Source organism: Streptomyces sp. NPDC059166 (genome assembly GCF_042755185.1).
Taxonomy (GTDB): domain Bacteria; phylum Actinomycetota; class Actinomycetes; order Streptomycetales; family Streptomycetaceae; genus Streptomyces.
In genome coordinates this window covers 131,853-157,647 of record NZ_JBHZCI010000007.1, presented here as the reverse complement: position 1 = coordinate 157,647, position 25,795 = coordinate 131,853, and the positions used below count along the sequence as shown (strand labels likewise).

Annotated in this window: 25 protein-coding genes; 9 read left to right on the top strand and 16 right to left on the bottom strand. The window is 71.3% G+C overall.

Features of this window, described 5'->3' with window-relative positions; genetic code table 11:
- The first annotated feature begins 88 nt into the window (after window positions 1-88).
- The gene (locus ACFXOA_RS07825) at window positions 89-796 is read left to right on the top strand and encodes a DUF2470 domain-containing protein (protein WP_385023759.1); all 708 of its coding nucleotides are present in this window, start codon (window positions 89-91) and stop codon (window positions 794-796) included.
- A gap of 34 nt (window positions 797-830) precedes the next feature.
- Here the strand turns inward: ACFXOA_RS07825 and ACFXOA_RS07820 are convergent, their stop codons facing one another.
- The gene (locus ACFXOA_RS07820) at window positions 831-1,196 is read right to left on the bottom strand and encodes a YybH family protein (protein ID WP_385023757.1); all 366 of its coding nucleotides are present in this window, start codon (window positions 1,194-1,196) and stop codon (window positions 831-833) included.
- A gap of 98 nt (window positions 1,197-1,294) precedes the next feature.
- Here ACFXOA_RS07820 and ACFXOA_RS07815 point away from each other — a divergent pair, with 98 nt between their 5' ends.
- On the top strand, window positions 1,295-2,227 hold the full coding sequence (locus tag ACFXOA_RS07815; RefSeq protein WP_385023755.1) for a LysR family transcriptional regulator: 933 nt from the start codon (window positions 1,295-1,297) through the stop codon (window positions 2,225-2,227).
- 118 nt (window positions 2,228-2,345) lie between these two features.
- On the opposite strand, the gene ACFXOA_RS07810 is transcribed toward ACFXOA_RS07815, so the two are convergent.
- Entirely contained in the window at window positions 2,346-2,423 is a 78-nt protein-coding gene (locus ACFXOA_RS07810) for a 50S ribosomal protein bL37 (protein ID WP_371604899.1), read from the bottom strand.
- 389 nt (window positions 2,424-2,812) lie between these two features.
- Here ACFXOA_RS07810 and malX point away from each other — a divergent pair, with 389 nt between their 5' ends.
- From malX to ACFXOA_RS07785, 5 genes are all read left to right on the top strand, one after another.
- Window positions 2,813-4,417 (top strand): maltose/glucose-specific PTS transporter subunit IIBC, encoded by a 1,605-nt coding sequence (gene malX / locus ACFXOA_RS07805; RefSeq protein ID WP_385023753.1) that lies wholly within the window; start codon window positions 2,813-2,815, stop codon window positions 4,415-4,417.
- A gap of 2 nt (window positions 4,418-4,419) precedes the next feature.
- A complete protein-coding gene (locus ACFXOA_RS07800) occupies window positions 4,420-5,622 on the top strand; it encodes a MalY/PatB family protein (RefSeq protein ID WP_385023751.1) in 1,203 nt (400 codons plus the stop codon).
- Window positions 5,623-5,986: 364 nt separating this feature from the next.
- Window positions 5,987-6,457, top strand: coding sequence for a MarR family winged helix-turn-helix transcriptional regulator (locus ACFXOA_RS07795; RefSeq protein WP_385023749.1), 471 nt, complete (start codon window positions 5,987-5,989; stop codon window positions 6,455-6,457).
- A complete protein-coding gene (locus ACFXOA_RS07790; protein WP_385023747.1) occupies window positions 6,454-9,213 on the top strand; it encodes an FUSC family protein in 2,760 nt (919 codons plus the stop codon). Before ACFXOA_RS07795 ends, ACFXOA_RS07790 begins: the two co-directional genes overlap by 4 nt.
- Window positions 9,214-9,320: 107 nt before the next feature.
- Entirely contained in the window at window positions 9,321-9,695 is a 375-nt protein-coding gene (locus tag ACFXOA_RS07785; protein WP_385023745.1) for a VOC family protein, read from the top strand.
- A gap of 76 nt (window positions 9,696-9,771) precedes the next feature.
- Here ACFXOA_RS07785 and ACFXOA_RS07780 read toward each other — a convergent pair whose 3' ends face one another.
- Entirely contained in the window at window positions 9,772-11,217 is a 1,446-nt protein-coding gene (locus ACFXOA_RS07780) for a gamma-aminobutyraldehyde dehydrogenase (protein WP_385023743.1), read from the bottom strand.
- A gap of 199 nt (window positions 11,218-11,416) precedes the next feature.
- On the opposite strand from ACFXOA_RS07780, the gene ACFXOA_RS07775 reads away from it, so the two are divergent.
- Complete coding sequence (locus ACFXOA_RS07775) at window positions 11,417-12,868, top strand: PucR family transcriptional regulator (protein WP_385023741.1); 1,452 nt, start codon at window positions 11,417-11,419, stop codon at window positions 12,866-12,868.
- A gap of 136 nt (window positions 12,869-13,004) precedes the next feature.
- On the opposite strand, the gene ACFXOA_RS07770 is transcribed toward ACFXOA_RS07775, so the two are convergent.
- From ACFXOA_RS07770 to ACFXOA_RS07720, 11 genes are all read right to left on the bottom strand, one after another.
- Entirely contained in the window at window positions 13,005-13,724 is a 720-nt protein-coding gene (locus ACFXOA_RS07770) for a FadR/GntR family transcriptional regulator (protein WP_385023739.1), read from the bottom strand.
- 181 nt (window positions 13,725-13,905) lie between these two features.
- Window positions 13,906-14,889: a sugar kinase gene (locus ACFXOA_RS07765; RefSeq protein ID WP_385023737.1), complete on the bottom strand. Its 984-nt coding sequence runs from the start codon at window positions 14,887-14,889 to the stop codon at window positions 13,906-13,908.
- On the bottom strand, window positions 14,886-15,551 hold the full coding sequence (locus ACFXOA_RS07760; protein ID WP_385023735.1) for a bifunctional 4-hydroxy-2-oxoglutarate aldolase/2-dehydro-3-deoxy-phosphogluconate aldolase: 666 nt from the start codon (window positions 15,549-15,551) through the stop codon (window positions 14,886-14,888). The genes ACFXOA_RS07765 and ACFXOA_RS07760 overlap by 4 nt, the downstream gene beginning before the upstream one ends.
- 70 nt (window positions 15,552-15,621) lie before the next feature.
- Window positions 15,622-16,767, bottom strand: coding sequence for a galactonate dehydratase (gene dgoD / locus ACFXOA_RS07755; protein WP_385023733.1), 1,146 nt, complete (start codon window positions 16,765-16,767; stop codon window positions 15,622-15,624).
- 242 nt (window positions 16,768-17,009) lie between these two features.
- Window positions 17,010-17,774 carry an ABC transporter ATP-binding protein gene (locus ACFXOA_RS07750; protein WP_385023731.1) on the bottom strand — a complete coding sequence of 255 codons (765 nt, stop codon included), beginning with the start codon at window positions 17,772-17,774 and terminating at the stop codon, window positions 17,010-17,012.
- Window positions 17,771-18,571 (bottom strand): ATP-binding cassette domain-containing protein, encoded by an 801-nt coding sequence (locus ACFXOA_RS07745; RefSeq protein WP_385023729.1) that lies wholly within the window; start codon window positions 18,569-18,571, stop codon window positions 17,771-17,773. Before ACFXOA_RS07745 ends, ACFXOA_RS07750 begins: the two co-directional genes overlap by 4 nt.
- A complete protein-coding gene (locus ACFXOA_RS07740; RefSeq protein ID WP_385023727.1) occupies window positions 18,568-19,422 on the bottom strand; it encodes an ABC transporter permease in 855 nt (284 codons plus the stop codon). Before ACFXOA_RS07740 ends, ACFXOA_RS07745 begins: the two co-directional genes overlap by 4 nt.
- Entirely contained in the window at window positions 19,419-20,384 is a 966-nt protein-coding gene (locus tag ACFXOA_RS07735) for an ABC transporter permease (protein WP_362670712.1), read from the bottom strand. The genes ACFXOA_RS07740 and ACFXOA_RS07735 overlap by 4 nt, the downstream gene beginning before the upstream one ends.
- Window positions 20,384-21,901 carry an ABC transporter substrate-binding protein gene (locus tag ACFXOA_RS07730; protein WP_385023725.1) on the bottom strand — a complete coding sequence of 506 codons (1,518 nt, stop codon included), beginning with the start codon at window positions 21,899-21,901 and terminating at the stop codon, window positions 20,384-20,386. The genes ACFXOA_RS07735 and ACFXOA_RS07730 overlap by 1 nt, the downstream gene beginning before the upstream one ends.
- A gap of 37 nt (window positions 21,902-21,938) precedes the next feature.
- Window positions 21,939-22,679, bottom strand: a complete 741-nt coding sequence (locus ACFXOA_RS07725; protein WP_385023723.1) for a DUF1684 domain-containing protein — start codon at window positions 22,677-22,679, stop codon at window positions 21,939-21,941.
- 232 nt (window positions 22,680-22,911) lie between these two features.
- The gene (locus tag ACFXOA_RS07720; protein ID WP_385023721.1) at window positions 22,912-23,562 is read right to left on the bottom strand and encodes a LamG-like jellyroll fold domain-containing protein; all 651 of its coding nucleotides are present in this window, start codon (window positions 23,560-23,562) and stop codon (window positions 22,912-22,914) included.
- Between the two features lie 424 nt (window positions 23,563-23,986).
- Between ACFXOA_RS07720 and ACFXOA_RS07715 the strand changes: the two genes are divergently transcribed.
- Window positions 23,987-24,256 carry a hypothetical protein gene (locus tag ACFXOA_RS07715; RefSeq protein WP_362550864.1) on the top strand — a complete coding sequence of 90 codons (270 nt, stop codon included), beginning with the start codon at window positions 23,987-23,989 and terminating at the stop codon, window positions 24,254-24,256.
- 526 nt (window positions 24,257-24,782) lie between these two features.
- Here the strand turns inward: ACFXOA_RS07715 and ACFXOA_RS07710 are convergent.
- Both ACFXOA_RS07710 and ACFXOA_RS07705 read right to left on the bottom strand, forming a co-directional pair.
- Window positions 24,783-25,199: a nuclear transport factor 2 family protein gene (locus tag ACFXOA_RS07710; protein WP_385023718.1), complete on the bottom strand. Its 417-nt coding sequence runs from the start codon at window positions 25,197-25,199 to the stop codon at window positions 24,783-24,785.
- Window positions 25,200-25,328: 129 nt separating this feature from the next.
- Window positions 25,329-25,757 carry a helix-turn-helix domain-containing protein gene (locus ACFXOA_RS07705; protein WP_385023716.1) on the bottom strand — a complete coding sequence of 143 codons (429 nt, stop codon included), beginning with the start codon at window positions 25,755-25,757 and terminating at the stop codon, window positions 25,329-25,331.
- Window positions 25,758-25,795: the final 38 nt, after the last annotated feature.

Here is a 25,795-nt window from a genome sequence, read left to right as displayed (position 1 = left end):
CCTCCAGCCATGGGTTAGGTTAGGCATACCTAAGTAGCCGAAGGTCTTCTTGCGAGGCCTCCCCCGCCTGCTCTTCTGGAGAAGTTGGATGCGTCCGTTCACCTCCCGCGCCACCCAGCCCACACCCGCCGAACGCGTGCTGTCCATCCTGACCGCAGCCCACTCGATGACCGTGGTGAGCGACGGGCACGAGCCCGTCGAGGTGCACCGCCTCGACGGCACGGCCGCGATGGGCCACATCCACCTGCACGAACCCTCCACGGCCGGTTCCAGCCCGGCGGGGCCACGCGTCCCCGTACGGCTCGAGTTCACCGACATCGCACCCACACCGGCGCGCGACCGGACACGGGCGCGCGTCACGGTGACCGGCCTGCTGTCTGCCCCCTACAGCACGGAGTCCTCCGAGAGCACCTGCATGGAGTTCGGCCAGGCGGTCTTCGAGGACCACCGCGGCCGGGCGTTCGTCACCCTGGACGAACTCCAGGCGACGGACCCGGATCCCCTCGCCACCGACGAGGCGGGGATGCTGACCCACCTGCTGGACGAGCACGCCGAACTGGTTCCGCTGCTCCTTCGCCTGACGCACCCTCAGCCGGACAAGGGGGTGACCCGCGTCCTGCCCCTGGCGATGGACCGCTACGGCGTGACCCTGCGCCTGGAGTACCCCGGCACCCACCGCGACGTCCGCCTCCCGTTCGCGAAGCCCGTCGTCCGGCTCGACCAGGCGGGCCCGCAGATCCACGCCCTGCTGACCGCCGCCCGTCGGGCTTCCCACCACAGCAGGCTGCTCACCTGAGAGGCGGCCGGGGAACTCCGGCGGGGGCGGCCGGTCACCGTCCCGGGGTGACGAACTCCGGCTGGTCGAGCAGCCGGAGCCAGCTGCCGTCGGGCTGGCGCCGGACGACCTGCGCACGGGCACCCGCCCCGTCCCGCGGCGGGGTCGAGGTGAGGGCGATGTCGCCGCTGACCAGTGTCGGCAAGGGCTCTTCGGGCTCGAAGCGGGGGCGGTGAGCGAGCACTTGGGCCCACAGGTCCCGGATCGCGTCCCGGCCCACGGTCGTGGATCCCGGAGGGTAGGCCATGACCGCGTCCTTCTCGTAGAGCGCCGCGACGCCTTCGGCGTCACCGGCGTTGCTCCGCTCGACGAACAGACGGGTGATGTCCTCGGGCCTCATGGCCTTCTCGTACTCCGGCACTGGTCTCTCCTGACGTCGGTTTCCGCTGTCTCCCAGCGTGGTCGCCCTCGGTACAGAAGTCCAACAGCTGGTTCTACTGGAAGCTAGAATCCACGCTCATGGACCTGAGGCAGCTGGAATACTTCGTGGCGGTCGCCGAGGAGCGGAGCTTCACCCGGGCCGCCGGGCGGGTCCACATCAGCCAGTCGGGGGTCAGCGCCCAGATCCGGCAGCTGGAGCGGGAGCTCGGCGCCGAACTCTTCGACCGGTCGGCGCGCGCCGCCACCCTCACCGCCGCGGGGCGAGCCGCGCTCGGGCCTGCCCGCGCCGCCCTGTCCGCCGCCGGGTCGGTCAGCCAGGCGGTGGGCGAGGTGGCGGACCTGATCAGGGGGCGACTGAGCGTCGGGATGGTGATCGGCTGTACCGTCGCGCCCCTGTTCGACGCGCTGGCCGCCTTTCACCGGGCTCACCCGGGGGTGGAGATCAGCCTGGTGGAGGACGTGTCCGACCGTCTCGTCGACAGAGTGCGCGCCCACACCCTCGATCTGGCGCTCATCGGAAGCGCGCGGGCCGAGCACGAGGGCCTGGACTCGATGACGATCGTCAGTGAGCGGCTCGTGGCCGCCGTCCCGGCCGGTCACCCGCTGGCGAGGCGAAGCCGGGTCACCCTGAGCGACGTCTGCGCCCACCCCGTCGTCTGCATGCCTCCCGGCACGGGGCTGCGGACGGTGTTCGACGAGGCGTGCGCGGCGCGGGGCCTGCGGCCGGCCATCACGCTGGAGGCCAGCGCGGCGGACGCCGTCGCCGGCCTCGCGGCCCGGGGTGTCGCCGTCGCCGTGCTCAGCCCCACGATGGCAGCCCCTCATGGAGACCGGCTCACGGTCCGCGCGATCGAGGACGCCCGGTCGCCGGCTCTGCTGTCCCTGGTCTGGAAACCGGCCCACAGCCCGGCCGCACGGGAGTTCCTCGCGTACGGCCGGCACGCGTTCACCGGAGGACGGGAAGGGGTCCCCGATCACCGACCGGACGAAGAGGCGGAGGACGCCCCCTGACGTCTTCGCGCCGGAAGGACACGCTCACTCCTGAGGACGGTGGACGCGGCGGAGCGTCCGCACGGGAACGCGTTCGGGGGGTGGCGCGTACGCCACCCCCCGAACGTGCGGGCTGCCCTCAGGTCTGGGGGCGGCTGCCGTGGTTCGCGCCGTTCTTGCGGCGGGCCTTCTTCTTGCGACGTCGCTTCGAGGACATCGAACCTCCTCATTCGGTAGCTCTTGCACACTATCCACCGGATTGTCGGATCCGGCGATCACAGGGCCCCTTACCCGCGGTCGTCACACCAAACACCGCACGGGCGACTCGGACGAGTGACGTGCGCCACGTTCCGCGTTCGGGCGGCCACAGCGGGCGTACGCCTCTCAGATCGGGCTTCCGGGCTCCATGGACAGCCGCCGACCTGCCGTGATGTGATCCGTGCGGCGGGACGGCCTGTCCGGCGCTGCTCATCCGGCGATCCCTGGTGCGTCGCGCGAGGACGGCGGCACGGCTCCCGCCTCACCGCCGCCGTTCGGCCGTCCGGGACCCCACGTCCACGCGCCGGGCGTCCGGGTCCGTCCCCCCATGCTCGAAAGTTCGCACACATGCAGAAGACCAAAGCCGCCCTCTGGGAATTCCTCCAGGGGCTCGGCAAGACGTTCATGCTCCCGGTGGCCCTGCTCGCGTTCTGCGGCATCATGCTGGGCGTCGGTTCCTCGCTCTCCAGTGAGGCCGTCACCGACAACCTCCCCTTCCTCCAGGCGCAGGGCTTCCACCTCGTCTTCACCTGGATGGCCAACACCGGGCTGGTCGCCTTCACCTTCCTCCCGGTCCTGTTCGCGATGGCGATCCCGCTGGGCCTGGCGCGCGAGGACAAGGGGGTCGCCGCGTTCTCCGGCTTCGTCGGCTTCGCCGCGATGAACCTGGCGGTGAACTTCTACCTGACCGCCAGGGGGGTCGACCTGGACGACGCGAAGGCGATCGAGCACTACGGCATAGCCGAGGTGCTGGGCGTGCAGTCGATCGATACGGGACTCCTCGGAGCCGTGGCCGTCGGCATCGTTGTCAGCCTCCTCCACCAGCGCTTTCGTACGCAGCGCATGCCTGACGCCCTCGCCTTCTTCGGCGGGCTGCGCTTCGTGCCGATCATCTCCGCGCTCGTGATGAGCGTGCTGGGTCTGCTCATCCCCCTGGTGTGGCCCGCCTTCAACGGCTGGATCACCGCGGTGGGGCGCGGTATCGGGCACACCGGGGTCTTCGGGCCGTTCTTCTTCGGCATGGGCGAGGTGCTGCTGCGGCCCATCGGCCTGCACCACATCCTGGTCGCCATGTTCCGGTTCACCGACGTCGGCGGTTCGGGAGCGGTGTGCGGGGAGCACGTCTCCGGCGCGCTGAACCTGTTCTACGCCCACCTGGACTGCGCCGGGGCACCGGGCACCGCCGTGACCGACGCCACGCACTTCCTCTCGCAGGGCAAGATGGCCGCCTACCTGGGCGGACTCCCGGGTGCGGCGCTCGCGATGTACCACTGCGCGAACCGGAGGATGCGGCCCGAGATCAAGGCCCTGCTGGTGTCGGGTGTCGTGGCCTGCGTGGTCGGCGGGATCACGGAGCCACTGGAGTTCCTGTTCCTGTTCGTCGCGCCGTGGCTGTACGCCATCCACGCCGTCCTGGTGGGGCTCGGCTTCCTCACGGCCGCCGTGCTCGGCGTCTTCATCGGGAACACCGACGGGAACGTCATCGACTGGCTGGTATTCGGTGTGCTCCAGGGTTCGTCGACCAAGTGGTACCTGGTGCCGCTGATCGCGGCCGTGTGGTTCGCCGTCTACTACTTCCTGTTCCGCTGGGCGATCAAGCGCTTCGACCTGAAGACCCCCGGCCGCGAGACGGAGCCGGAGCAGGCGGACGGGGACGTCGAGCCCGCCGAGGACGGGAGGACCGGCCCCGCGCGCGAGCTGGTGGCCGGGAAGTACGACGCCGTGGCGATCCTCGAGGCGATCGGCGGCGCGGACAACATCCGGTCCCTGGACAACTGCATCACCCGTCTGCGCATGACCGTCGAGGACGCCGCGCGGGTGGACGAGGCACGGCTGAAGAAGCTCGGCGCCGTGGGCGTGATCAAGCTCGACGACCACAACGTGCAGGTCATCATCGGGCCCCAGGTGCAGTCGGTGAAGGACGCCGTCTCGACGCTGATCCCGGTGGGCTGACGATGACCCCGCCCACGGACCGGACTCCCCTCGCGGCCCACGACCCGTACGGCTTCGGCACCCCGGTGGACCGGCACGGCACCTGGTGCACCCAGTGGGACTACGTCGAGGACAGGTTCGGTGTCCCCGGGCTGCTCCCGTTCACCATCTCCGACATGGACTTCGAGACGGCGCCCGAGATCGTGGCGGCGCTCCGGGGCCGCCTGGACCACGGCGTGCTCGGCTACTCGCGGTGGCGGCAGGACGACTTCCTCTCCGCGGTCGTCCACTGGTACGCGACCCGGCACGCCACGGCGGTCGATCCGGAGACGGTCGTCTACGCCCCCTCGGTCGTGTACCAGCTGTCTCAGCTGCTCCGGCTCTGGTCTGCTCCCGGTGACGGAGTGGTCGCCCACACCCCGATGTACGACGCCTTCCCGAAGACGGTGGCGGCCAACGGCCGCCGGCTCCGGGAGTGCCCGCTGGACGACTGGGAGGAGCTGGAGCGGCTCCTGGCACTGCCCGACACGGCCGTACTGCTGCTCTGCTCCCCGCACAACCCGACGGGCAGGGTCTGGTCCGCGGACGAACTGGACCGGATGGCACGGCTGTGCGAGAGGCACGGTGTGGCGGTCGTCAGCGACGAGATCCACTCCGACCTCGCCCATGCGCCGCATGTCCACCGCCCCTGGGCCGGGCACGCCGGCGAAGGACGGTGGGCGATGATCACCTCCGCTTCGAAGTCGTTCAACATCCCCGCCCTGACGGGCAGCTACGGGGTCATCGGCGACCGCGCCTCGCGCGAGGCGTATCTGCGGCAGCTCAAGGAGGCGGACGGCCTCTCCTCCCCCGCCGTCCTGTCGCTGGTGGGCCACATCGCGGCGTACCGGGAGGGGGCCGACTGGCTGGACGCCCTTCGCGAGTACCTCGCGGGCAACCTCGCGACGGTTGCGGACCGGCTAAAGGCGGAGCTACCGCAGCTGGGCTGGGAGCCCCCGCAGGCGGGGTACCTCGCATGGATCGACCTGCGGCCTCTCGGGATCGACGACGACGCCCTGCAGCGCGAGCTCGTGGACGTCGAGAGGGTGGCCGTCATGCCGGGGGCCGCGTACGGGGCACCCGGGCACCTGCGGCTCAACGTCGGGTGTCCGCGCTCCAAGGCGGAGGCCGGGGTCGACGCCCTGACGAGAGCCGCGCGACGGCTCATGGAGGCGGGCCGGGCTTAGGGCCTCTCGTCTGGATCATGCCGGGCTCGCGTGCCCCGGTGCCGCACCTCGCGGCGTTGTCGTCGGTCCCCGACGCTCCTTCCCCCGGCTCTCGACTCCGCTCGAGCAGGGAGGCCCCATGCGACTCCGCCGTGCGATGCACGGCACCAGGCCCCGCTCCCTGATCCGGCCTGATCCGAACGGAAGACCCCGGGGCCCGCGCTGGTCGCTGCACCCTCGGACCGTGGGCCCGGCGCGCCGTCCCGGCGTGCCGGGCCCCTCGCATGGGGCGCCGTCACCTCTCGGACCCCTGCCCCACAGGGACAAGAGGGGCGTTTCCCCCTGGTGCGGCTCCGGCACTCCTTGACATATATATAATTGCTATATGCATCAATCCTTGTCCCCGGCGGGCCCCACGGACGAGCAGCGGGTGGAGAGCGCCGCCCGCGGCCTCCTCCGGGACATCGGGCGGCTCTCGCAGATCCTCTTCAGGGCAGGCGATTTCGGGCTCAGCCGCGGTCAGGTCGGCGTACTCGACGCACTGGAGGACGGCCCCCGCCGGGTCACCGCGCTCGCGGCCTGCACCGGCACCTCCCAGCCCCGGGTGACCGTGGTGCTGCAGAGCCTCGAGGAACAGGGGCTCGCCACGCGGGCACGGTGTGCCGGGGACCGCCGAGCGGTCGAGGCCTCCCTCACCCCCGCCGGACGGGAGCTGCTCGAACAGGGCCGAAGACGCATGGCTTCCGCACTCCTGCGGGGCCTGGACGCCGGGGTCGACGACTCGGAGCGAGTGGCCGGTGCGGCCCGGGACGCCCTCACCACCTTGTTGAACGCATTGGATTCGGAGCAGATTTGAGCAGCCCAGGTACCGCACCGTCGAAGACGGCACCGGAACTCCCGTCCTCCGCGGGCCGCCACGGCGCGCTCGCGTCACCGCCGGGCTCACTGGTACCGCATCGCGTCGGCGGCCGCCGACGGCGATGGGACTGGGTACTGGCCGCGGATCCAGGACTGGGGCAGCTCCAGGCGGGATGGCGCACCCTCGTCGCCATGGTCACCTCGCTCGCGGCCGGCTACGCCATGGCACGGGCACTGGACGTCCCGGCCATGATCGGCATGATGGTCGGCGGGATGATGGGGCTGATGAGCGCCTTCGCCGTCGCCGAGAACACCTGGCAGCGGCTGAGCCGCGCCATCCTGTGGATGCCGTTCCCGTACACGGGGGTCCTGTGGCTGGCCGGCGAACTGCACGACGACCGGGGCCTGGAGATGACCCTGATGGTCGTCGCCCTGGCGCTGACCTTCTTCCTCGCCCGGTTCGGGCAACTGGCCCTGCTCACCGGGATGATGCTCTTCAACGGCCTGATGGTCGGCATGATGGCGGGCATCCCTCCGTCCATGGCGGGCAAGGCCTTCGCGATCGCCCTGGTGTCCGCCGTGGCCGTGCTGCTCACGCGGCTGCTCCTGTGCTACCCGATGCCGCGCGAGGATCTGCTGCGCACCCAGCGGGCGTTCGTCGTGGAGGCCCGCAGGGTGGCCGACGCCGCGGTCGAGGCGCTGGACCCCGACGCCGACCAGGAACGGGCCGTGCGCCGCATGGGGCGTGCGCTGCACCATCTCAACATCACCACGGTCACCATCGACGGGCGGCTCGCCCAGCCTGAGGTCGCCGCCGACCCCGTGGTCGCGGAGCTGCTGCACCGGCATCTCTTCGACGCGGAACTGGCCCTGCGCGGCATCGGCCGGGCCGTACAGGACCTCGCCCGGCTCGACGTACCGCCCCACCTGCGTGAGGCGCTGGCCGTCGGGCTCGTCATCGCGCGGGACACGCCCATCGGCAGCGCCCAGGGCCTGCGGCCGGCGGCCGAGCACATCCGGCTGGAGGCGGACCGGCTGCGCCGGGATCCCGGTGACGACGCGGGGGTGCGGGCCGTCGAGCCCGCCCACCGTGTGGCCCGTCTCCTCGACTCACTGGCAGGCTCGCTCTCCCGTTGGCTCGCTCTGGGCCGGCACTCGACGGAGTCCTCGGACCAGGTCCCCTTCCGGCCGACCGTCGCCCTGGAACGCAACCGCCCCGCGGGTTCGGCAGCGGCGACGCAGCGTGTGCTCGCCGCCCGGACGGAGAAGAGCTGGCGTCGCGCCGTCCCCTACGTGCGTGCTCCTCTGCACGCGGGGATCGCCGCCGCGATCGTGTGTCCCCTCACCGACGCCATCGACCCGCAGCGCTTCTACTGGGGCCTGGTCGGCGTGATGATCACCCTCTTCGGCACCAACACGACGCACGAGCGGCTGCGCAAGTTCGGCCACCGCATGGCGGGCACGGCGGTGGGCGCGGTGCTGGGCATCGCCCTGCTCCATCTCCTCGGCCGTGACCACGTCCACGCCACCCTCGTGGTCATCGTGGCCGGTCTCACCCTCGGCGCCTGGGGCATGCAGCGCGCGTACGCGCTGTGGGTGGTCGGGCTGGTCGCGGCGCTGGTCCAGCTGTACGGGCTGACCACGCCCTACGACGGCATGGATCATCTGCTCGGTGAACGACTCCTGGACAACGGCCTCGGCATCCTCGTCGCGACCGCTTGCGCGGCACTGATCTTCCCGCTGTCCAGCCGGAGGATCACCAGGGAGGCCGAGCGCGGCTACGTGTCGGCCGTCGACGACCTCCTCACGGAGCTCGCCCGGCGCTGGAGCGACCCCGAGGCGCCCGTCCGGCTGCGCGGCGCCGCCCGCGCGGTGGACTCGGCGCTGTACGAGGTGGTGAGCCTGGCACGCCCCCTGGTCCGGATGCCCCGTGGGCTGCGTGGTCATGACGCGGACCACCGCACCGCGCTGCTCGGCACGGCGGCGGGCCATGCCAGGGCGCTCGCGGCCGCGGCGGACGTGGACATCGACCTCGCACCCCGGGTCGCCGGGCTGTTCGCCTCCGTCACCTCGGTGTTCAGCGGTTCACTGCGCGCTCTGGACCGGGCCCTGACGACCGGTGAACCCGAGGACGCCTACCTTCGGGTGGACGCGCTGGTACGGGAGATGGCGGCGGAGCTGGAGACCGCGCCGCCCGGCCCCAGGCTGTCGCGCCTGCGCACGGCCCTGGCGGAGCTGGCCGCACTGGACGAGGCGCTCGCCGGGTACGCGGAGCGGTGCGGGCTCGCCGTGCGGGAGCACCCGGGCGGTGCGACCGCGGGCTCGCCCATGGAACGGCGTACGCGTGCGCTGGTGGAGCAGTGGGCCGTCCGGCCCGCACCGGCGGCCCCGGTCGCCCGCCCTCCGGGGGCAGGCGGACGGGCGCCGTCCACCGCGCCGCGGCCTGCGGTCGCCGACCCCGCGGCGTCGGGCGGCACGTGCCGGGCAGGCGCGACCGGCGGCATCACCGTCAGCGGAGCCGTGCGGTGTTCCGCGCACCCCGCGGGGTGCTCCGGATGGGTCACCGTGATCGACGCCCGCGGCAAGCGGGTCGCCGCCGGGCCGGTACGGTCCGGCCGTTACCGCGTGGGCGGGGTCGGTCCGGGGAGCCACACCCTCATCGTGTCCGCCGCCGATCACGCGCCACGTGCGGAGTTCCTGCACGTGGCGCGAGGCGGGGACGCCGAACCGGTCGGTCACGACATCCGGCTGTGACGGCCGCCGCCGGTGGCCGGCCCCGAAGCGGTCGGCCACCGGCGGGCCGGTGCGGTTCCGACAGGTCGACGGGCGGCCCGGGACGGTCCCTGAGGCATCGTGGGTGCATGACCACGACACTCGGTGCCTTTGTCCTCGGCACACCCGATCCCCCCGCCCTGGCCGACTTCTACCGTGCCCTGCTGGCCTGGGAGGAGGTCGACCGTGAGCCCGACTGGGTCCGGCTGCGCGCTCCCGAGCACGAACGCCCCGGCCTCAGCTTCCAGTTGGAGACGGATCACATACCCCCGGTATGGCCTCAGCGGCCCGGCGGCCAGCAGATGCAGGCTCACCTGGATCTGCAGGTCGACGACCTCGACGCGGAGACGCGGCGTGCCTGCGCCCTGGGCGCGACGCTGGAGGAGCACCAGCCCCAGGAGGGCGTGAGGGTGCTGCGCGACCCCCACGGACACCCGTTCTGCCTCTTCCTCCCGGGCTCCTGAAGCGCCGGCCCCCGGTCGGCACCACCCGGCCCGCGGTCCCGGGTCTCTTCCCCGCCGGACCGCGGGCGGCCGGGGATCAGCCGTCGAGTGACGTCATGACGTGCTTGATCCGGGTGTAGTCCTCGAAGCCGTAGGCGGAGAGGTCCTTGCCGTAGCCGGACTTCTTGAACCCGCCGTGCGGCATCTCCGCGACCAGCGCCATGTGGGTGTTGATCCACACGCAGCCGAAGTCGAGGTTCTTCGACATCCGCATCGCGCGCGCGTGGTCCCTGGTCCACACCGAGGAGGCCAGCGCGTACTCGACGCCGTTGGCGTACTCGACGGCCTGCGCCTCGTCCGTGAAGGACTGCACGGTCATGACCGGGCCGAAGACCTCGTTCTGGACGATCTCGTCGTCCTGGCGCAGACCCGAGACGACGGTGGGCGCCCAGAAGTAGCCCTTGTCGCCGACCCGGTGACCGCCGGCCTCGACCTTGGCGTGCGCGGGCAGACGGTCGACGAACCCGCTGACCTGCGCCAGCTGGCCGGCGTTGTTGAGCGGGCCGTAGAGCACGTCCTCGTCGTCCGGCAGGCCGGTCTTCGTGCCGGCCGCGGCCTCGGCGAGCGCGGCGACGAACTCGTCGTGGACGGACTCGTGCACGAGCACACGGGTAGCCGCCGTGCAGTCCTGACCGGCGTTGAAGAAGCCGCCGACCACCAGGTCCTCGACCGCCTTGGCCAGGTCGGCGTCCTCGAAGATCACGGCCGGGGCCTTGCCGCCGAGCTCCAGGTGGACCCGCTTGACGTCCTTGGAGGCGCTCTGCGCCACCTGGATGCCCGCGCGTACGGAGCCCGTGATGGAGGCCATCGCCGGGGTCGGGTGCTCGACCATCAGCCGGCCGGTGTCGCGGTCGCCGCAGACGACGTTGAAGACGCCGCGCGGCAGTTCCAGTGCGGCGAGTACGCCGCCGATGATCTCGGCGATCAGGACCGTGGAGGCCGGGGTGGTGTCGGACGGCTTGAGGACGACCGCGTTGCCGGCCGCGAGGGCCGGGGCGAACTTCCACACCGCCATCAGCAGGGGGTAGTTCCAGGGGGCGACCTGTGCGCACACCCCGACGGGCTCGCGGCGGATCACGGAGGTGAGCCCCTCCATGTACTCGCCCGCCGAGCGGCCCTCCAGCATCCGTGCCGCTCCCGCGAAGAAGCGCACCTGGTCGATGGCGGGAGCGACCTCCTCGCTCAGGGTCAGGTGGAGCGGCTTGCCGGTGTCCTTGCTCTCCGCGGCCACGAGCTCGTCCGCCCGTGCCTCCATCGCGTCGGCGATCTTCAGGAGGGCGCGCTGACGCACGGCCGGCGTGGCGTCGCGCCACAGCGGGAAGGCGGCGGCCGCGGCGGCCATGGCCGCGTCGACGTCCGCCTCACCCGAGAGCGGCGAGGTCGCGTAGACCTCCCCGGTGGTGGGGTCGACCACGTCGAGGGTGCGGCCGTCGGCGGCGTCCGCGAAGGCACCGTCGATGTAGTTGCGGAACGTGGTGCTCATGGAACGTCTCCAGGTCAGGCGGTGGTGCGGGCGGAAAGGTCCTCGTCGGGGATGCGCTCGACACCATCGGTCTCGATTTCGGTGATCGAGGTCGTCACGGACGCTCCGCCTTCCGTTCGTGCGTAGGGGCGTCCCACAGTCTGTGGCTCGAAATGATCAGCGGCAATTGTGTCCGGCACAGAGATGTAGGCTGCTTTATGTGGCCGGAAACAAACTCGTCGTGGAGGATCTGCTCGCTTTCCCGGCTCTGCAGCTCTCGGTGAAGGCAGGGGGCGGAGGGCTGCGGCGGTCCGTCTCGTGGGCACACGCCAGCGAGCTCGCCGACCCGACGCCCTGGCTGCTCGGCGCCGAGGTGATCATGACGACCGGACTCGCGGTGCCCCGCTCCGCGGCCGGACAACGGGCCTATCTGGAGCGGCTGGACGACGCGGGGGTGTCGGCCCTGGCCCTGTCGGCGCAACTGCACATGCCGCCGCTCCACGCCGAGTTCTTCGAGGCGGCGGAGGAGCGGGGGTTCCCCGTCCTCGAAGTCCCCCTCGCCGTCCCCTTCATCGCGGTGTCCCAGGAGGTCGCGGCCGCCGCCCAGGAGGACGCCCGCCACCGTCTGGGCGCACAGCTCCAGGTGTTCGGATCCCTGCGGTGGCTGGTCGCGGAGGACCTGGACACACCGGCGCTGCTGCGCAGGCTGGAGGCTCTGTCGGGCTACGACATCCGCCTCTGCACGCCTCAGGGGCGTCCGCTCCTGCCCGGTGTGCCCGTGCCCGCGCCGGACGTCCTCCCGGCCTCCGTCGATGCCCCTCCCACGGTGCCGGGCGGATTCGTCCTGCCGGTCCCCGCACCGGGCGGTCCAGCCGGGTTCCTCGTCGCCTACGAGCGTCAGGGTGCCCAGCCCGCGGGCCTCGCCGTCGCCCAGCACATCGCGACGGTGGCGGCGCTGCGACTGGCGATGGTGCGCAACGAGCGCGAGGTCCTGCGCCGCGAGGGCGCGGAGACACTGGCCGAGCTCCTGCAGGAGGTGCTGGACCCGGAGGCCGCCCGCCGCAGGCTCGCCCGGCACTCGATCGAGGGGGACGCCGTGCTCATGGTGGTCCGCCGGGCCACCGAGGAGGCGCTGCTGCTATGCCTGGAGGGCCACCCGCATCTGCTGCTGACCTGGGGAGAGGACCGTTACGTCCTGGGCGCGCCGGAGCTGGCCGGGGCGGTGGGTGAACTGCCGGGCGTGGCGGCCGGGATGAGCCGGCCGTTCCAGCCGGGCGTCGCGCTCAAGGTGGCCGAGCGGGAGGCGCTCTGGGCGGTGTCGAAGGCGGCGGAGTCGGGACGCGCCCTCGTCCGGTACGGCGACGACGCGACCGGCCGCTGGCTGCCGGACGACCCGGCGGTCCTGTCGGCGCTGGTCGAGCACGTGCTGGGCGAGGTGCTGCGGTACGACAGGACCCATGACTCGCATCTTCTCGTCTCCGCACGGACCTGGATGGAGCGCGACCGCCGGACCGAGACCGCCGCCGCGGCGCTCCACATCCATCCGAACACCCTGGCCTACCGGCTGCGGCGGTTCGGCGCGCTCACCCACCGCGACCTGACGTCCACCGGCGCGCTGACGGAGGTCTGGCTGGCCATCCAGGCGGCGGGGGCCCTGGGGCTCACCGACTGAACGCCCCGTCCGCACCCTGAATGAACGGCGCTCGGCGGCGAAGGGGCAGGACGGGAGCGTGTCCCTGAGGCGGGCGCCACGTGCGATCCGCGGGGCGGTCCCGCCCCGACGCATGTCACCGCGGCCGGCCGTGGGCTCAGATCTCCGCGTCGGTTGCCGCCGCGCCGGTGGCGTCCTCGGCGTCGGCCCGCGCCTGGGCCAGGAGTTCCGTCATCGCGGCCTGGGCCGCGTCCCGGTCACCGTCCCGGACGGCGTCCAGCACAGCCCGGTGGCTGGGCACGGGATCGTCGTCCTGCCGGTGCGTGTACACGAGCCGGTCACGCTCCAGGAGTCCGGGCCCGAGCAGCAGATCGAGCCGGGCGAGCAGGTCGTTGCCCGTGGCCCTGAACAGGGCCCGGTGGAACGACGTGTCGGCGACGGCGGCCGTCTCGGCGTCACCCCGGGCCCTGTCCATGGCGCCCAGCGCCTCCTCCAGGGCGACGAGATCCTCCTGGGTCCTGCGCCCCGCCGCGTGGCTGGCCACCGCCGGCTCGATGATGGCCCGGACCTCGGCGAGATCGCCGAGCAGCTTCGCGCCCTGCCCGCTCGCCACGCGCCAGCGGATCACGTCGGCGTCGAGGAGGTTCCACTCCCGGTCGGGCTGGACGTAGGTGCCCCGCTTCTGCCGGGAGTCGACGAGTCCCTTGCCCGCGAGCACCTTCAGGGACTCCCGCATCACGGTGAGGCTGATGTCGAGTTCCTCGGTGAGGGAACGCACGTCGATGGTGTCCCCCTGGGAGATCCGTCCGGACACGATCCGGTATCCCAGCTTCTCCACGACCTGACCGTGGATACCTCTGCCGGCGTAGGCCGCCATGGCCCTCCTCCTCGTTCGTGCCGAAACCGTGCGGGCAGGACCGTTCCCCCCGTCCTGGCCACGCCGTCGCCCGCCGTGCCCGGGTCACGGGGCCCCGCCGCGCGGAGCGGCACCATTGAAGCACCGTGGAGAAGCGGTGCTTCGACGGTGCCCTCCGCCTCCCGGACCGCGGTTTCGCCGGTCAGCGGATCGTGGTGCCGGGTGCGGCCGCCAGCAGGCCGAGTTCGTCGCGGCGCGGCAGTCCCTCCCAGTCCCCGTCCGAGGCCACGGCGAAGGCGCCGAGGGTGTTCGCGAGGGCGAGCCGCTCCTCGGGCGGGAGCCCGTCGAGCAGACCGGAGAGGTAACCGGCGCAGAACGCGTCGCCCGCTCCCACCGTGTCCCGCACCGGTACGCGCAGGGCGGGGACGGCGTGCCGCACGCCCTGCCGGTCGCTGAAGGCGGCGCCCTGTCCCCCTCGTTTGACGACCACCTCGCGCACTCCGGCCTCGATCAGCGTGTCGACGGCTCGTTCCTCGCCGCCCGGCGCCGTGGTGAACGCGTCGCTGACGACTGGGAGTTCGTCGTCCGAGGCGATCAGCACGGTGAGGTACGGCAGCAGCGGCCGGAGTGCCCGGCCCGCCTCCCGGGCCGTCCACAGCCTCTGCCGGTGGTTGACGTCGAGCACCACGGTCCATCCGCGGCCGTGGGCATGGGCCGCGGCCTCGCGCACCGCTTCCAGGGGGCCGGGGCCGAGGGCGCAGGTGATGCCGGTCAGGTGGAGCACCCGGGCACCGTCGTGGAGAGCGGGCTCGACGTCGGCCGCGGTGAGGAGCGAGGCCGCGGAGTCCCTGCGCCAGTAGTGGACCCGCGCGAGGTCGGCGACGCGCTGCTCGCGCATCATCGCGCCGGTGGGGGCGGTGGCGTGGGTGGCCGCGCGGCTGATGTCGACGCCCTCCCCGCGCAGCGTGCGCAGGACGAGGCGGCCGGGCTCGTCGTCCCCGACCAGTCCTGCCCATGCGGCACGGTGCCCCAGCCGGGCGAGGCCGATGGCGACGTTCGACTCCGCGCCCGCGAGGGTGGTGCGGGCCTGGGCACCGACCGTCAGCGGACCCGGAAGCTGGGTGGCGAGCATGGTCTCACCGAACGTCAGCACGTCGACGGCCGTCCCGCCGGGTGCGGCGCTCATGCCTGCTCCTGGGTGCCGTCGGCGCACAGCGCGACGAAGCGCCGGGCGCGGGCGCGGAGGGCGGCGAGGTCGCCGCCGTGGGCCGCGTCGCCGACCAGCGGTGATCCGACGCCCACCGCCACGGCGCCGTGGGCGAGGTACTGCTCGGCTCCGGCGAGGTCGACGCCTCCGACGGGCACGACGGGCATGTCGGGGAAGGGGTCGCGCAGTGCCTTGAGGTAGCCGGGGCCACCGAGCGAGGCGGGGAACAGCTTGACGGCGTGGGCGCCCGCGCGGATGGCGCCGACGGCCTCGGTCGGGGTGAGGGCTCCGGCCAGCACCGGCAGCCCCGCCCGTACGGAGGCGGTCACGGACTCGGTGAGTGCCGGGGTGACGATCCAGCCCGCCCCGGCCTCCCGGGCGCGGGCGACGTCGTCCTCGGTCAGCACGGTGCCCGCGCCGAGGAGGGTCGCGGGGCCCACCTCGGCGGCGGCCCGGCGTATGACGCCGAGGGCGTCGGCGGTGTTGAGGGAGACCTCGACGAGCGCGACGCCCTCCTCCGCGAGGGCCAGGACGGTGCGCAGCGCGGCGTCGGGGTCGGTTCCCCTCACGATGGCGGCCAGCCGGGTACGCCTGAGTACGCCGTCGAAGGTGTCGCTGCCGGGCTGGGACAGGGGGTGCATGTGATTCACGTCCTGGAGGTCGCTGCCGTGCGTGTGGGTCGGGTGCGGGAGGGCCGGTGCCGGCGCCGGGTCACCATTCGGCGAAGGAGCCGTCCGCGTGGCGCCAGACGGGGTTGTGCCAGTCCTCGGTGGTGCCGTCCGCGGCGCGGACCGCGCGCTCGTCCACCTCGATGCCGAGGCCCGGGGCCGTGCTCCGCAGGAAGTGTCCCTGGTGGAATCGGAGCGGGGCGGGATCGGCAAGGTAGTCCAGCGGGCCGGCTCCGACGTTGTAGTGGATGCCGATGCTCTGTTCCTGGATCAGGAAGTTCGGGGTGCTGAAGGCGACCTGGAGGCTCGCGGCGAGCGAGACGGGCCCGAGCGGGCAGTGCGGTGCGAGCAGCACGTCGAAGGTCTCGGCGAGCGAGGCGATCCGGCGGACCTCGGAGATGCCTCCGGCGTGGGAGAGGTCGGGCTGGATGACCGCCACCCCCGCCGTCAGCGCGGGAAGCACGTCGGTGCGCGAGTAGAGCCGCTCCCCCGTGGCGATCGGCACGGGGGATCCCGCGACCAGGTCCTTGAGCCTGTGGGTGTGCTCGGGGAGTACGGGCTCCTCGACGAACAGGGGGTTGTACGGGGCGAGATGCGGGAGGACCTTGGCCGCGTTGGAGGTCGTGAACCGGCCGTGGAAGTCGACGGCGAAGTCCCTGTCGTCGCCGAGTGCCTCCCGGGCGGCGGCGGCGCGGGAGACAACCTGGTCGATGTCCCTGGTGGTGGCCAGCCGGTTCATCCGCCCGGAGGCGTTCATCTTCACGGCGGTGAACCCGGCCTCGACCTGCTCCCGTACGGCCTCGGCGATCTGCGTGGGCTCGTCCCCGCCGACCCAGGTGTAGGCCCGTACGCGGTCCCTCACGGGTCCGCCGAGCAGCTGGTGCACGGGGGCTCCGTACACCTTGCCGGCGATGTCCCAGAGAGCCTGGTCGAGCCCGGCGACCGCACTGGAGAGGACCGGTCCTCCCCGGTAGAACGAGCCCTTGGTCATGGTCTGCCAGTGGTCCTCGATCCGCAGCGGGTCCTGCCCGACGAGGACTTCGGCGAGTTCGTGCACGGCCGTGCGTACCGTGGCGGCCCGGCCCTCCACCACCGGCTCGCCCCACCCGACGGCACCGTCGTCGGTCTCCACCCGGCAGAACAGCCAGCGGGGCGGAACCGCGAAGGTCTCGACGCGGGTGATCTTCATGCTTCTCCTCGGAACAGCCGGGGGCGGACGGACCGGCCGCCGCCCCGGCACCCTGTGCCGGACCCGGGAGGGCGGCGGCCGCGCGGACAGGGTGCGGCGGCTGCGGATCCACGGCTGGGTCGGCACTCGGACAGTGGGTGCCCGAGAGCACCCACAGGAGCATTAAATATGAATTATAGAGGCCCGTAAAGGGGCTTCCGCCGTACACGCCCCGCAGCCGTCACGGGTGCGGGGCAACGGCCTCAGACGGGCAGCCTCGGCACGCTCTCGATCAGGCGGCGGGTGTACGGGTGACCGGGATCGCCGAGCACCTGCGAGGTGGCCCCCTGCTCCACGATCCGGCCCCGCTCCAGCACGGCGGTCCGTTCGCACAGCGAGGCCACGACCGACAGGTCGTGGGAGACCATGACCAGGGTCAGTCCCCGCTCCTGCTTCAGTTCGGCCAGCAGGTCGACGACCTTCACCCGGGTGGTGACGTCCAGTGCACTGACCGGCTCGTCGGCCAGGATGACGCGCGGCTCGCAGACCATGGCACGGGCGATGGCGATGCGCTGGCGCTGCCCGCCCGAGAACTCGTGGGGATACCGGTCCACGGCGTCCGCCCCCAGTCCCACGCGCTCCAGCGCGGCGGCCACCCTGGGTGCGGCGCCGGAGCGCGATTCGAGGCCGAGCGAGCGCAGGGGTTCCGCGACGACGGCCCCGATCCTGCGGCTCGGGTCGAGCGAGGAGTACGGGTCCTGGAACACGCACTGGACGCCGCGCCGGAAGCGGCGCATCTGTTCGCGGTCGCGCGTGTCCAGGCCGGCCCCGTCGAAGGCGACCGTCCCGGCGGTGGGGCGGACCAGGCCCAGCAGCAGTCTCAGCAGGGTCGTCTTCCCCGCGCCCGACTCACCGACCAGGGCCAGGCTCTCGCCCGCCTCGACGGCGAGGGACACGTCCGAGACGACGTCGGAGACGGCCCCCCGGTAGCGCACCGCGGCGTCCCTCAGCTCCAGCACGGGCGTCATCGCGCGCTCCTCAGGTCCAGTGCGGACTCCAGTCTCCGGGCACTCGCGACCAGGGCCCTGGTGTACTCCTCGCGCGGCGCGCGCACGATGTCGCGCACCGAGCCCTCCTCGACGGCCCTGCCGTCCTTCATGACCAGCACCCGGTCGGTGACCTCGGCTACGACGGCGAGGTCGTGGCTGACGAACAGCACGGCCATCTCCCGTTCCCGGACCAGGCCGTCGATCAGCTCCAGCATCTCCGCCTGCACCGACACGTCCAGCGCGGTGGTGGGTTCGTCGGCGATGAGCAGCTTCGGCTCGCAGGCGAGGGCCATCGCGAGCGCGACGCGCTGCCGCTGTCCGCCCGAGATCTCGTGCGCGAAGGCACGGGCGATGCGGGCGGGCTCCGGGAGCCGCACCTGTTCGAGCGCCTCGTGCACTGCCGACCTCAGGTTCCTGCCCTTGAGGCCCGTTCGGCGGGCCAGCGGCTCGGCGATCTGCCGGCCGAGCCGCATCAGCGGGTCCAGCGCGGTCAGCGGCTCCTGGAAGACGACGGCCGCGTCCCGTCCGCGGACGGCGTCGAGGCTCCTGCGGGTGGCACCCACGGTCTGCGTTCCGGCGAGCTCCACACTGCCCGTGGAGGTCATGCCGTCGGGCAGCAGACCGAGTACCGCGAGCGTCGTCAGGGACTTGCCCGAGCCTGACTCCCCGATCAGGCCGAGCCGTTCACCGCCGGCGACCGTGAAGGAGAGGTCGTCGACCAGAGCCCGTCCGTCGGCGGTCCGTACGGACAGTCCGCGTACGTCGAGGAGAGTCATGCGCGCCTCCGCCGGGTGGCTGGGTCAAGGGTGTCGCGCAGTCCGTCGGCGACGAGGTTCACGCCGATGACCAGGACGACGAGCAGGATGCCGGGGGCCAGCGCTCCGGCGGGCGCCGTGGTGAAGGTGGCCTGGGCCTCCTGCAGCATGCGGCCCCAGGACGCGTTGGGCGGCGGGGCTCCCAGCCCGAGGTAGGACAGTCCGGCCTCCGCGAGCACGGCGAGCCCGAACTGCAGGGCGAGGTTGACCACCAGCGTGGGCCAGATGTTGGGCAGCACGTGGGCGAGGACCGTACGCGGCCAGGAGGTCCCGGATATGCGGGCGGCGGTGATGTAGTCCTGCGCCAGCACCCGCTTGACGAGGATGCGCACCAGTCGCGCCACGACCGCGCTCTGCGCCAGGCCGATGGCCAGGACGGCGGAGCCCAGGGTCGCCGAGCGTGCGGCGACGATCAGCATCGCGAGCAGCAGGGTCGGGAAGGCGATCAGGATGTCGAGGAAGGCCGAGAGCGTGTCGTCGGTCCACCCCTGCGCGAAGGCGGCGAGCACGCCCAGGGCGATCCCGATGACCGCTGCGACGGTGACCGATCCGAGGCCGGCCTCGACCGCGATGCGCGAGCCGGTCATGACCTGGGTGAACAGGTCGCGTCCGAGCTTGTCGGTGCCGAGGAGGTGGCCGCCGCCGGGCCCGGCGAGCCGTCCGCCGGAGGTGTCATCCGCGTCGAACGGCAGCCAGACGAACGAGATCAGGGCGAGCAGCACGACGAGACCTGCGAGTACGCAGCCGGTGGTGAGGGTGACGGAGCGGCGGCGCCGGGCCTTCGCGGGGGTCAGCCGGCCGGTCCCGGTCATCGGGTACCTCCCGAGAGCCTGCCGCGCAGCCGCGGGTCGATGATCCGCTGGACGAGGTCGGCCGCGAAGCCGATCACCAGGACCGCGAGGGTCGACACGAAGAGCACGCCCTGGATGACGGGGTAGTCGTGCTGGGAGATGCCGGTGGCGAGCAGCGAGCCGAGGCCCGGCAGCGCGTACACCGACTCCACGACGACGGCGCCGAGCAGGGTCGAGGCGAGTTCGATGCCGAGGACGGAGATCACCGGCACCGAGGCGTTGCGCAGACCGTGACGCCACATCGCGCCGCCGAAGGTCGAGCCGAGGGCGCGCGCGGTCCGCAGGTAGTCGCTGCCGAGGACGTCGAGTGTCGCGGAGCGGACGTAGCGGATCAGTGAAGCGCTCATTACCAGGGCGATCGTCACGACCGGCAGGACGAGGGAGCGGACCGCCTCGGCCGGATCGGCCCAGCCGTCCTGCGGGAAGCCGCCGGAGGGCAGCCAGCCCGCGTTCAGCGCGAACACCGCGATGAGGATCATACCGAGCCAGAACACGGGTACGGCGATGCCCAGTTGGGACACCCCGTTGAGGAGCGTGCCGTACCAGGTGTGCCGTTTGTGGGCCGCCGTGAAGCCGGCCGGGACCGCCACCAGGACGGCCAGGACGAACGCGGCCAGGGTGAGCGGCACGGTGACGTTCAGCCGGGCCGTCACCTCGGGGCCCACGGGGAGCGAGCTGACGAAGGAGGTGCCGAGGTCGCCGCCGGCCAGGCTGCTCAGCCAGTGGGTGAACTGTTCGGGCAGCGGCCGGTCGGACCCGATGGAGTGGCGGGCGGCCGCGATCTGCTCGGGACTTGCGCCGACCGAGGTGAGCGCGTTGGCAGGGTCGCCGGGGAGCATGCGGAGCAGCACGAACAGCACCACGCTCGCCAGCGCCAGCGACACCGCGAGGAACGCGAGCCGGCGCACCAGGTAGCGCGCCATCAGCCCTTCTTCTTGATGTCGTAGGCGAAGAACTGCGAGTTCAGGCCGTTGACCGGGTAGCCGGAGAGCTTGTCGCTCGCGACGACGATCTGCGGGTAGAGGTACAGCCAGTCGCTCGCCGCCTCCTCGGCGGTACGCCGGTTGACCTTCTTGAGCAGTTCGGTCTGGGCGGCGGTGCTCGAGGCCTCTTCCGCCTGCTCGACCCACCGGGTGACCTGCGGGTCGTCGTAGCCCCAGTAGAAGTCGGGGCTGCCGTACCAGACGAGGTCACGGTCGTTCACGTGCTCCTGGAGGGTGGCCGTGAAGTCGTGGTTCTTGTAGACCTTCGTGTACCACTCGTCAGGGGTGATGGTGTTGATCTTGACGGTGATGCCGACCTCGGCCAGCTGGGACTTGATGAACGTCGCGGCGGTCGGGTGGGGGTCGTAGTTGGGGGTGTCGAGGGTGAAGCTGAAGCCCTTGGCGTGACCGGATTCGGCCAGCAGCTTCCTGGCCTTCGCCACGTCATGGGCGTTGACGTCGGTGAGGTCCTCGTACCAGGGGTCGGTGGGCGGGACCATCGAGCCGATCTGCTTGCCGTATCCGCCCCAGACCGACTCGAGGAGCTTCTTGTCGTCGATGGCGGCGGACACCGCCTGGCGCACCTTGACGTCGTCGAAGGGCTCGGCCTTGTCGTTGAACGCCAGCAGCAGCTTGGTGGTGGAGTCCCCGTCGTTCACCTTGTAGCCGCCGTTGCTCTTGAACTGCTCCAGCGAGTCGGGCGACTGCTCGCTGGTGACCACGTCCACGGCGTTGGTCAGCAGGGCGTTGTTCAGTGCCGAGGCGTCCTTGTAGTAGTGGAAGACGACCTGCTTGTTGGCAGCGGCGCCGCCCCAGTAGCCCGTGAAGCGGTTCAGGCTCAGCGCTGAACCCCGGGTCCACTTGTTCAGGGCGTACGGTCCCGTACCGTCCTCGGTCGTCTTCAGGTTCTGCGCCTGCGAGTTGATGATCCAGACGTAGGAGAGGTTGTAGACGAAGGAGATCGACTTCTTGGACAGCGTGATCTTCACGGTCCGCTTGTCGGGGGTGGCTATGTCCTTGACGACCTCGAGGTTGCTCTTGCGGGCCGACTGGGAGTCGTCCGCGGTCACCTTCTCGAGGCTGTACTTGACGTCCTCGCTGGTGAGTTCCTTGCCGCTGTGGAACTTCACGCCGTCGCGCAGGGTGAAGGTGTAGGTGAGGCCGTCGGCGCTGGTCTCGTAGTCCTGGGCGAGGAGCTTGTCGACCTTGCCGTCGTCGGTGAGCCGGAAGAGGCCTTCGTAGACGTTGCCGTTCAGGGCCTCCGTGACGCCCTGGCCGCCGCCCGCGGTGTTGTCCAGGTTCTGCGGCTCGTAGAGGGAACCGATGTTGACGACGGCGTCCTTGTCCCAGGTGCCGCCCGAGGCACCGGATCCGGCCGACCCGCCGCAGGCGGTGAGGGGCAGCGCCAGGGAGACGACGACGGCGGTGGCGTACAGGACGTTCTTCTTGGTGCTCATGTACCAGGTGCTTTCGGTGCGGAAGGCTGCGGGGTGATCAGTGCTGGGCGTCGAAGCCGTCGCGGAAGACAGGAAGCTTCTCGCCGGCCTCGACGGGCAGGTGGAAGCGGTTCTGCCGCGGCGGCATCGGACAGTTGTACTGATCGGAGAACCCGCAGGGAGGCACGAAGGCCTGGTTGAAGTCGAGGACGACCCGGTTCTCGTCGTCCGTGCGCCGTACGAAGAGGAAGCGGCCGGCCCCGTAGGTGCCGTCACCGTTGGTCGGGTCCCCGAAGACGAGCAGCAGGGTGCCGTCGTCGTCGAAGGCGCTGAGCGTGTAGGAGCGGCCGTCGACGGTGAGCGTGATGTCACCGGGGACGACCAGGTCCCGGCTGCCGCCGTTGTCCCGGATGTGCTCGAACGCGACGCTCCGGGCGCCGGGCACGGGGGTGTACGAGGCCTCCATGACCCAGGCCGGGTCGTAGGGGAAGACGTCGACCCGGTCGAAGTGGCGGATCGCGGGTGATTCGGCGTCCCAGAAGCGCAGCCCATGCTCCGGCTCGCCGCTCACGAGGTCGGTACGGCGGAGTGTGGTCACGGTCACCGTGTCCGGCAGGCCCTCCCGCGCCTCCTCGGCGTCGGGCTCCTCGCCCGCCGGGGCCCAGCGGGTCTCGATCAGGGCGAGATTGCCGGTCGGGGACGTGAGCGCGCGGTGGCGCCCGGCCCGCCAGGCATCCCACTCCTCCGCGGGGTCGACGGATGTGCTGTCGGGGGAGGCATGGGACACGGCGGTACTCATTCGTCTAGTGAGGGCGGCCGCCCTCACAGCCTGCGGTGACAGGGTGTGAATGAGTGGCCAAAGCATCACCTTTATTGAACATAAGTGCACCTAATGTCAAACCTTTGTCTCACCCAGCGAGACGCCTTCTCTCGCATGGAGGACGGTGTGCCCTTCCGGGGAGCCCGGGCCGCCCTCGCGCCCTGCATCGAAAGGGCACGAGGACGGTCCGGTCTCCGCAGCGGCTCCGGACTCAGCAGAGGTAGGCGTACGACCGCGCCTCGGACGCGGTGAGGGCGCCGTCGAAGACCCGAACGGTGTCGGCCCCGCCGCGGCAGTACTCGCCCCAGTCACCTGCGGCAGTGTGTCCACGGCCGATCTGCAGCGGACCGGGCGCGTTCCACGCGGCATCGAACTCCGCGGATGCGACCTCCTCACCCCCGACGTACAGGGTGATGCGCCCTTCGGAGTCGTCGTGGACGACGACGACCTCATCGGCATCCGGCGAAGGAACACCCGAGCCGGCGACCACGGTCTCCGTGGCACTCGGGTCGCCGCTGTCGGTGACGACCAGTTGCCATTGCGAGCCGACCGGGTCGTAGCGGACCTTGAAGGCGTCGCGGTCGGAGTCCCCCATCGACAGCACGGTCATCGCCCGGTCGGGAGCCGTGGCGGCGAACCGGACTCTCATGCCCACGCTGAAGCTGTTCGAGGTGTCGGCGACGGGACCGGCGGTGGCGGCGTAGCCGTCCGAACCGTCGAGTTCGAGGTGGTCGTCGCCGTCCAGGGCGCTCGCCGGGAAGTCCACGCACTCGGGGTCCTCGAGGCAGGCCTCGATGTCAGGGGTGTAGAAACCGGCACCGCCGTGCACGGAGAGCGGTGCCCCACCGTTCCGTTCCGGCACCACGCCGCCATCGGTGCGCTCGATGTCCCAGGCGGCGGTCAGTTCGGCCGGGCGGGAGCCCAGTTCCTCGATTTCCTGACCGGCTACTGCCCGGTCCCAGACCCGGGCGAGTCAACGCGGTTGGATCTGGCTGGCATGACTGTAGATCAGCCCTCCGACAACCTCGGAAGCATTTTCCGGTCCGCCGTGAAGATCCGGGGAACTCTCCGTGTCACCCCTCACGACCCCGGCAGACCCCGACGCGCTGCGGTTCGCGTTGACCGAACAGGAGACACCGGGCGGGGAACCAAACCGCCCCCTGTTCGCCCACCGGAGTGCCATCCGCGCTTCAAGTGGCCGTATCAGAAGGGAACTTCGGGGTACGCGTCATGTCGGCCGGTCACTATCCGGATCAGGCCTCAGGGCGATCGTGAAGGAGTGGCAGATGACTTCGCCGTACGGAAACCAACCCGCCGGGCAGCCGCCGCACGGCACACCTCAGCAGACGGCGACCGGCAACGCCATGAGTATCGTCGCCATGGTCATGGGAGTGATCGCGCTCATCATCGTGCCGATCGTGTTCGGTGTCATCGGGCTGGTGCTGGGCATCGTCGCGAAGACGGTCCGCCACGAGCGCCTCGCCGTGCCGGCCATCGTGGTCAGCGCCGTGGGCCTGGTCGGAGGGATGGTCCTGGGGCTCCTGGTGGCCGGCTGACGAGCCGATCCCGCGCGCGAGAGGCCCGGGCCGGCCGCCGTCACCCCGATGAGTGGTGACGGCGGCCGGGCCGGGCCTTCGGGTGGCTTCCATGCTCCCGTCTCCCCTGAGCTCAGGGCGGGAACGGCAGACACGGCCCCGCGTCGGATGGTGCCCGGTGCGGGATGACGTTGGCCACCTGACGGTGATCGCACCACCGCCCGGGGTGGTTGTCGCCACGGGGCGGAAGCGGCTGCGGAGGTCGCCACTCCGCCCCTGCCAGGTCCCCGACCAGTCACGCAGGGGCCGACGAACCAGATCTGGTCCTGGCGGACCCACTTGCGCAGCGTCTCGGTCGTCCCGATCCCCAGCTTGGCCACGACCGCCTTCATCGCGGACCACTCGGTGTCGTACTCCGGCCGCACCTCGGCGACCATGCGAACCGCGCGCTTGCGCAGCTCAAAAGGGTAAGGGGAAGGCCATGCCATGCTCGATCCTCTCAAATGATCGAGTCCCTACCGAACCCGGAACGGTTCAATGTGCCTGGTCAGCCGGGCTTTGTCATCCCACCCAAGGGAGTTCGGCATGGCGAGAGTTTGCGGTGGCTGATCCGCCAGCCGTCAGCGGTGCGCACGACGGTGTCGTCGTAGGAGACGGAACCGCAGGAGCCGTCGGCCTTGATGCCCAGCCCTTTGGAACGGACACGAACCTGGCCGTCCGCCGACGCGGTGAGGACGACGTTGGTGACGTGATGCGCGACAGGGTTGGCCGCTCCCAGCGCCCATGCAGCTTCTCGGATGGCCGCCACCCCCCGCAGCGGCTCCTGGCCGAAGTCGGTGAGGTCGTAGACCACATCGGCGATGAACAACTCCTCTAACCGGTCAAGGCTTCCGTCGTCAACAAGATGACCATGCAGCGAGATCAGTTCGGTGATGGCCAAATGATCTTCCAGAGCGAGTGACACACGCGTCCTCTCCGACCCGGCGTGGAAGCGCCAGGCCAAGCATCGATCCGACGTCAGCACGGCACCACACTGCTCGACGAGTTGGGGCGCATCCGACAAGAGCAGCGCCGTGCACGTCGTGATCGTCTCTTACCGACGGTCAGCCTGCCACCGACTTGTCCACCTGTGCCCTGTCACCGCCGGCCGAAGCACGGCTTTCGGGAAAGCCCTTAGGTGCGCCAGACGGGCCAGTCGGTAGCGGGCGAGCATGCGATGGACAGTGGCGGGATTGACTCCCAGCAGGTAGCCGATCCGAGCGGGCCCCAGCGGCGCAGGACCCGCACCTTGATGATCCTCCTTTCGAAACGGGTCGGGGTGCGGCGCGGTTGCGATACGGCACGACCGATCGTGCGTGCCGGCTTCGCCTTGCTCGCGGTAGCGGTCAGCCCACCGCTTGGCGGTGGTGGCCGAGACCTGGAAGCGTTCGGCTGCCCGTCGCAGAGGCCAGCCGTCGTGTACGACGCAGAGGGCCAGGCGGAGGCGGCCGGTTTCTGTCAGAGGTGCGTTGCGGTGGGGCATGGGGATCTCTGGTTCTGTGTGCGACCCGGCGGGTTCGA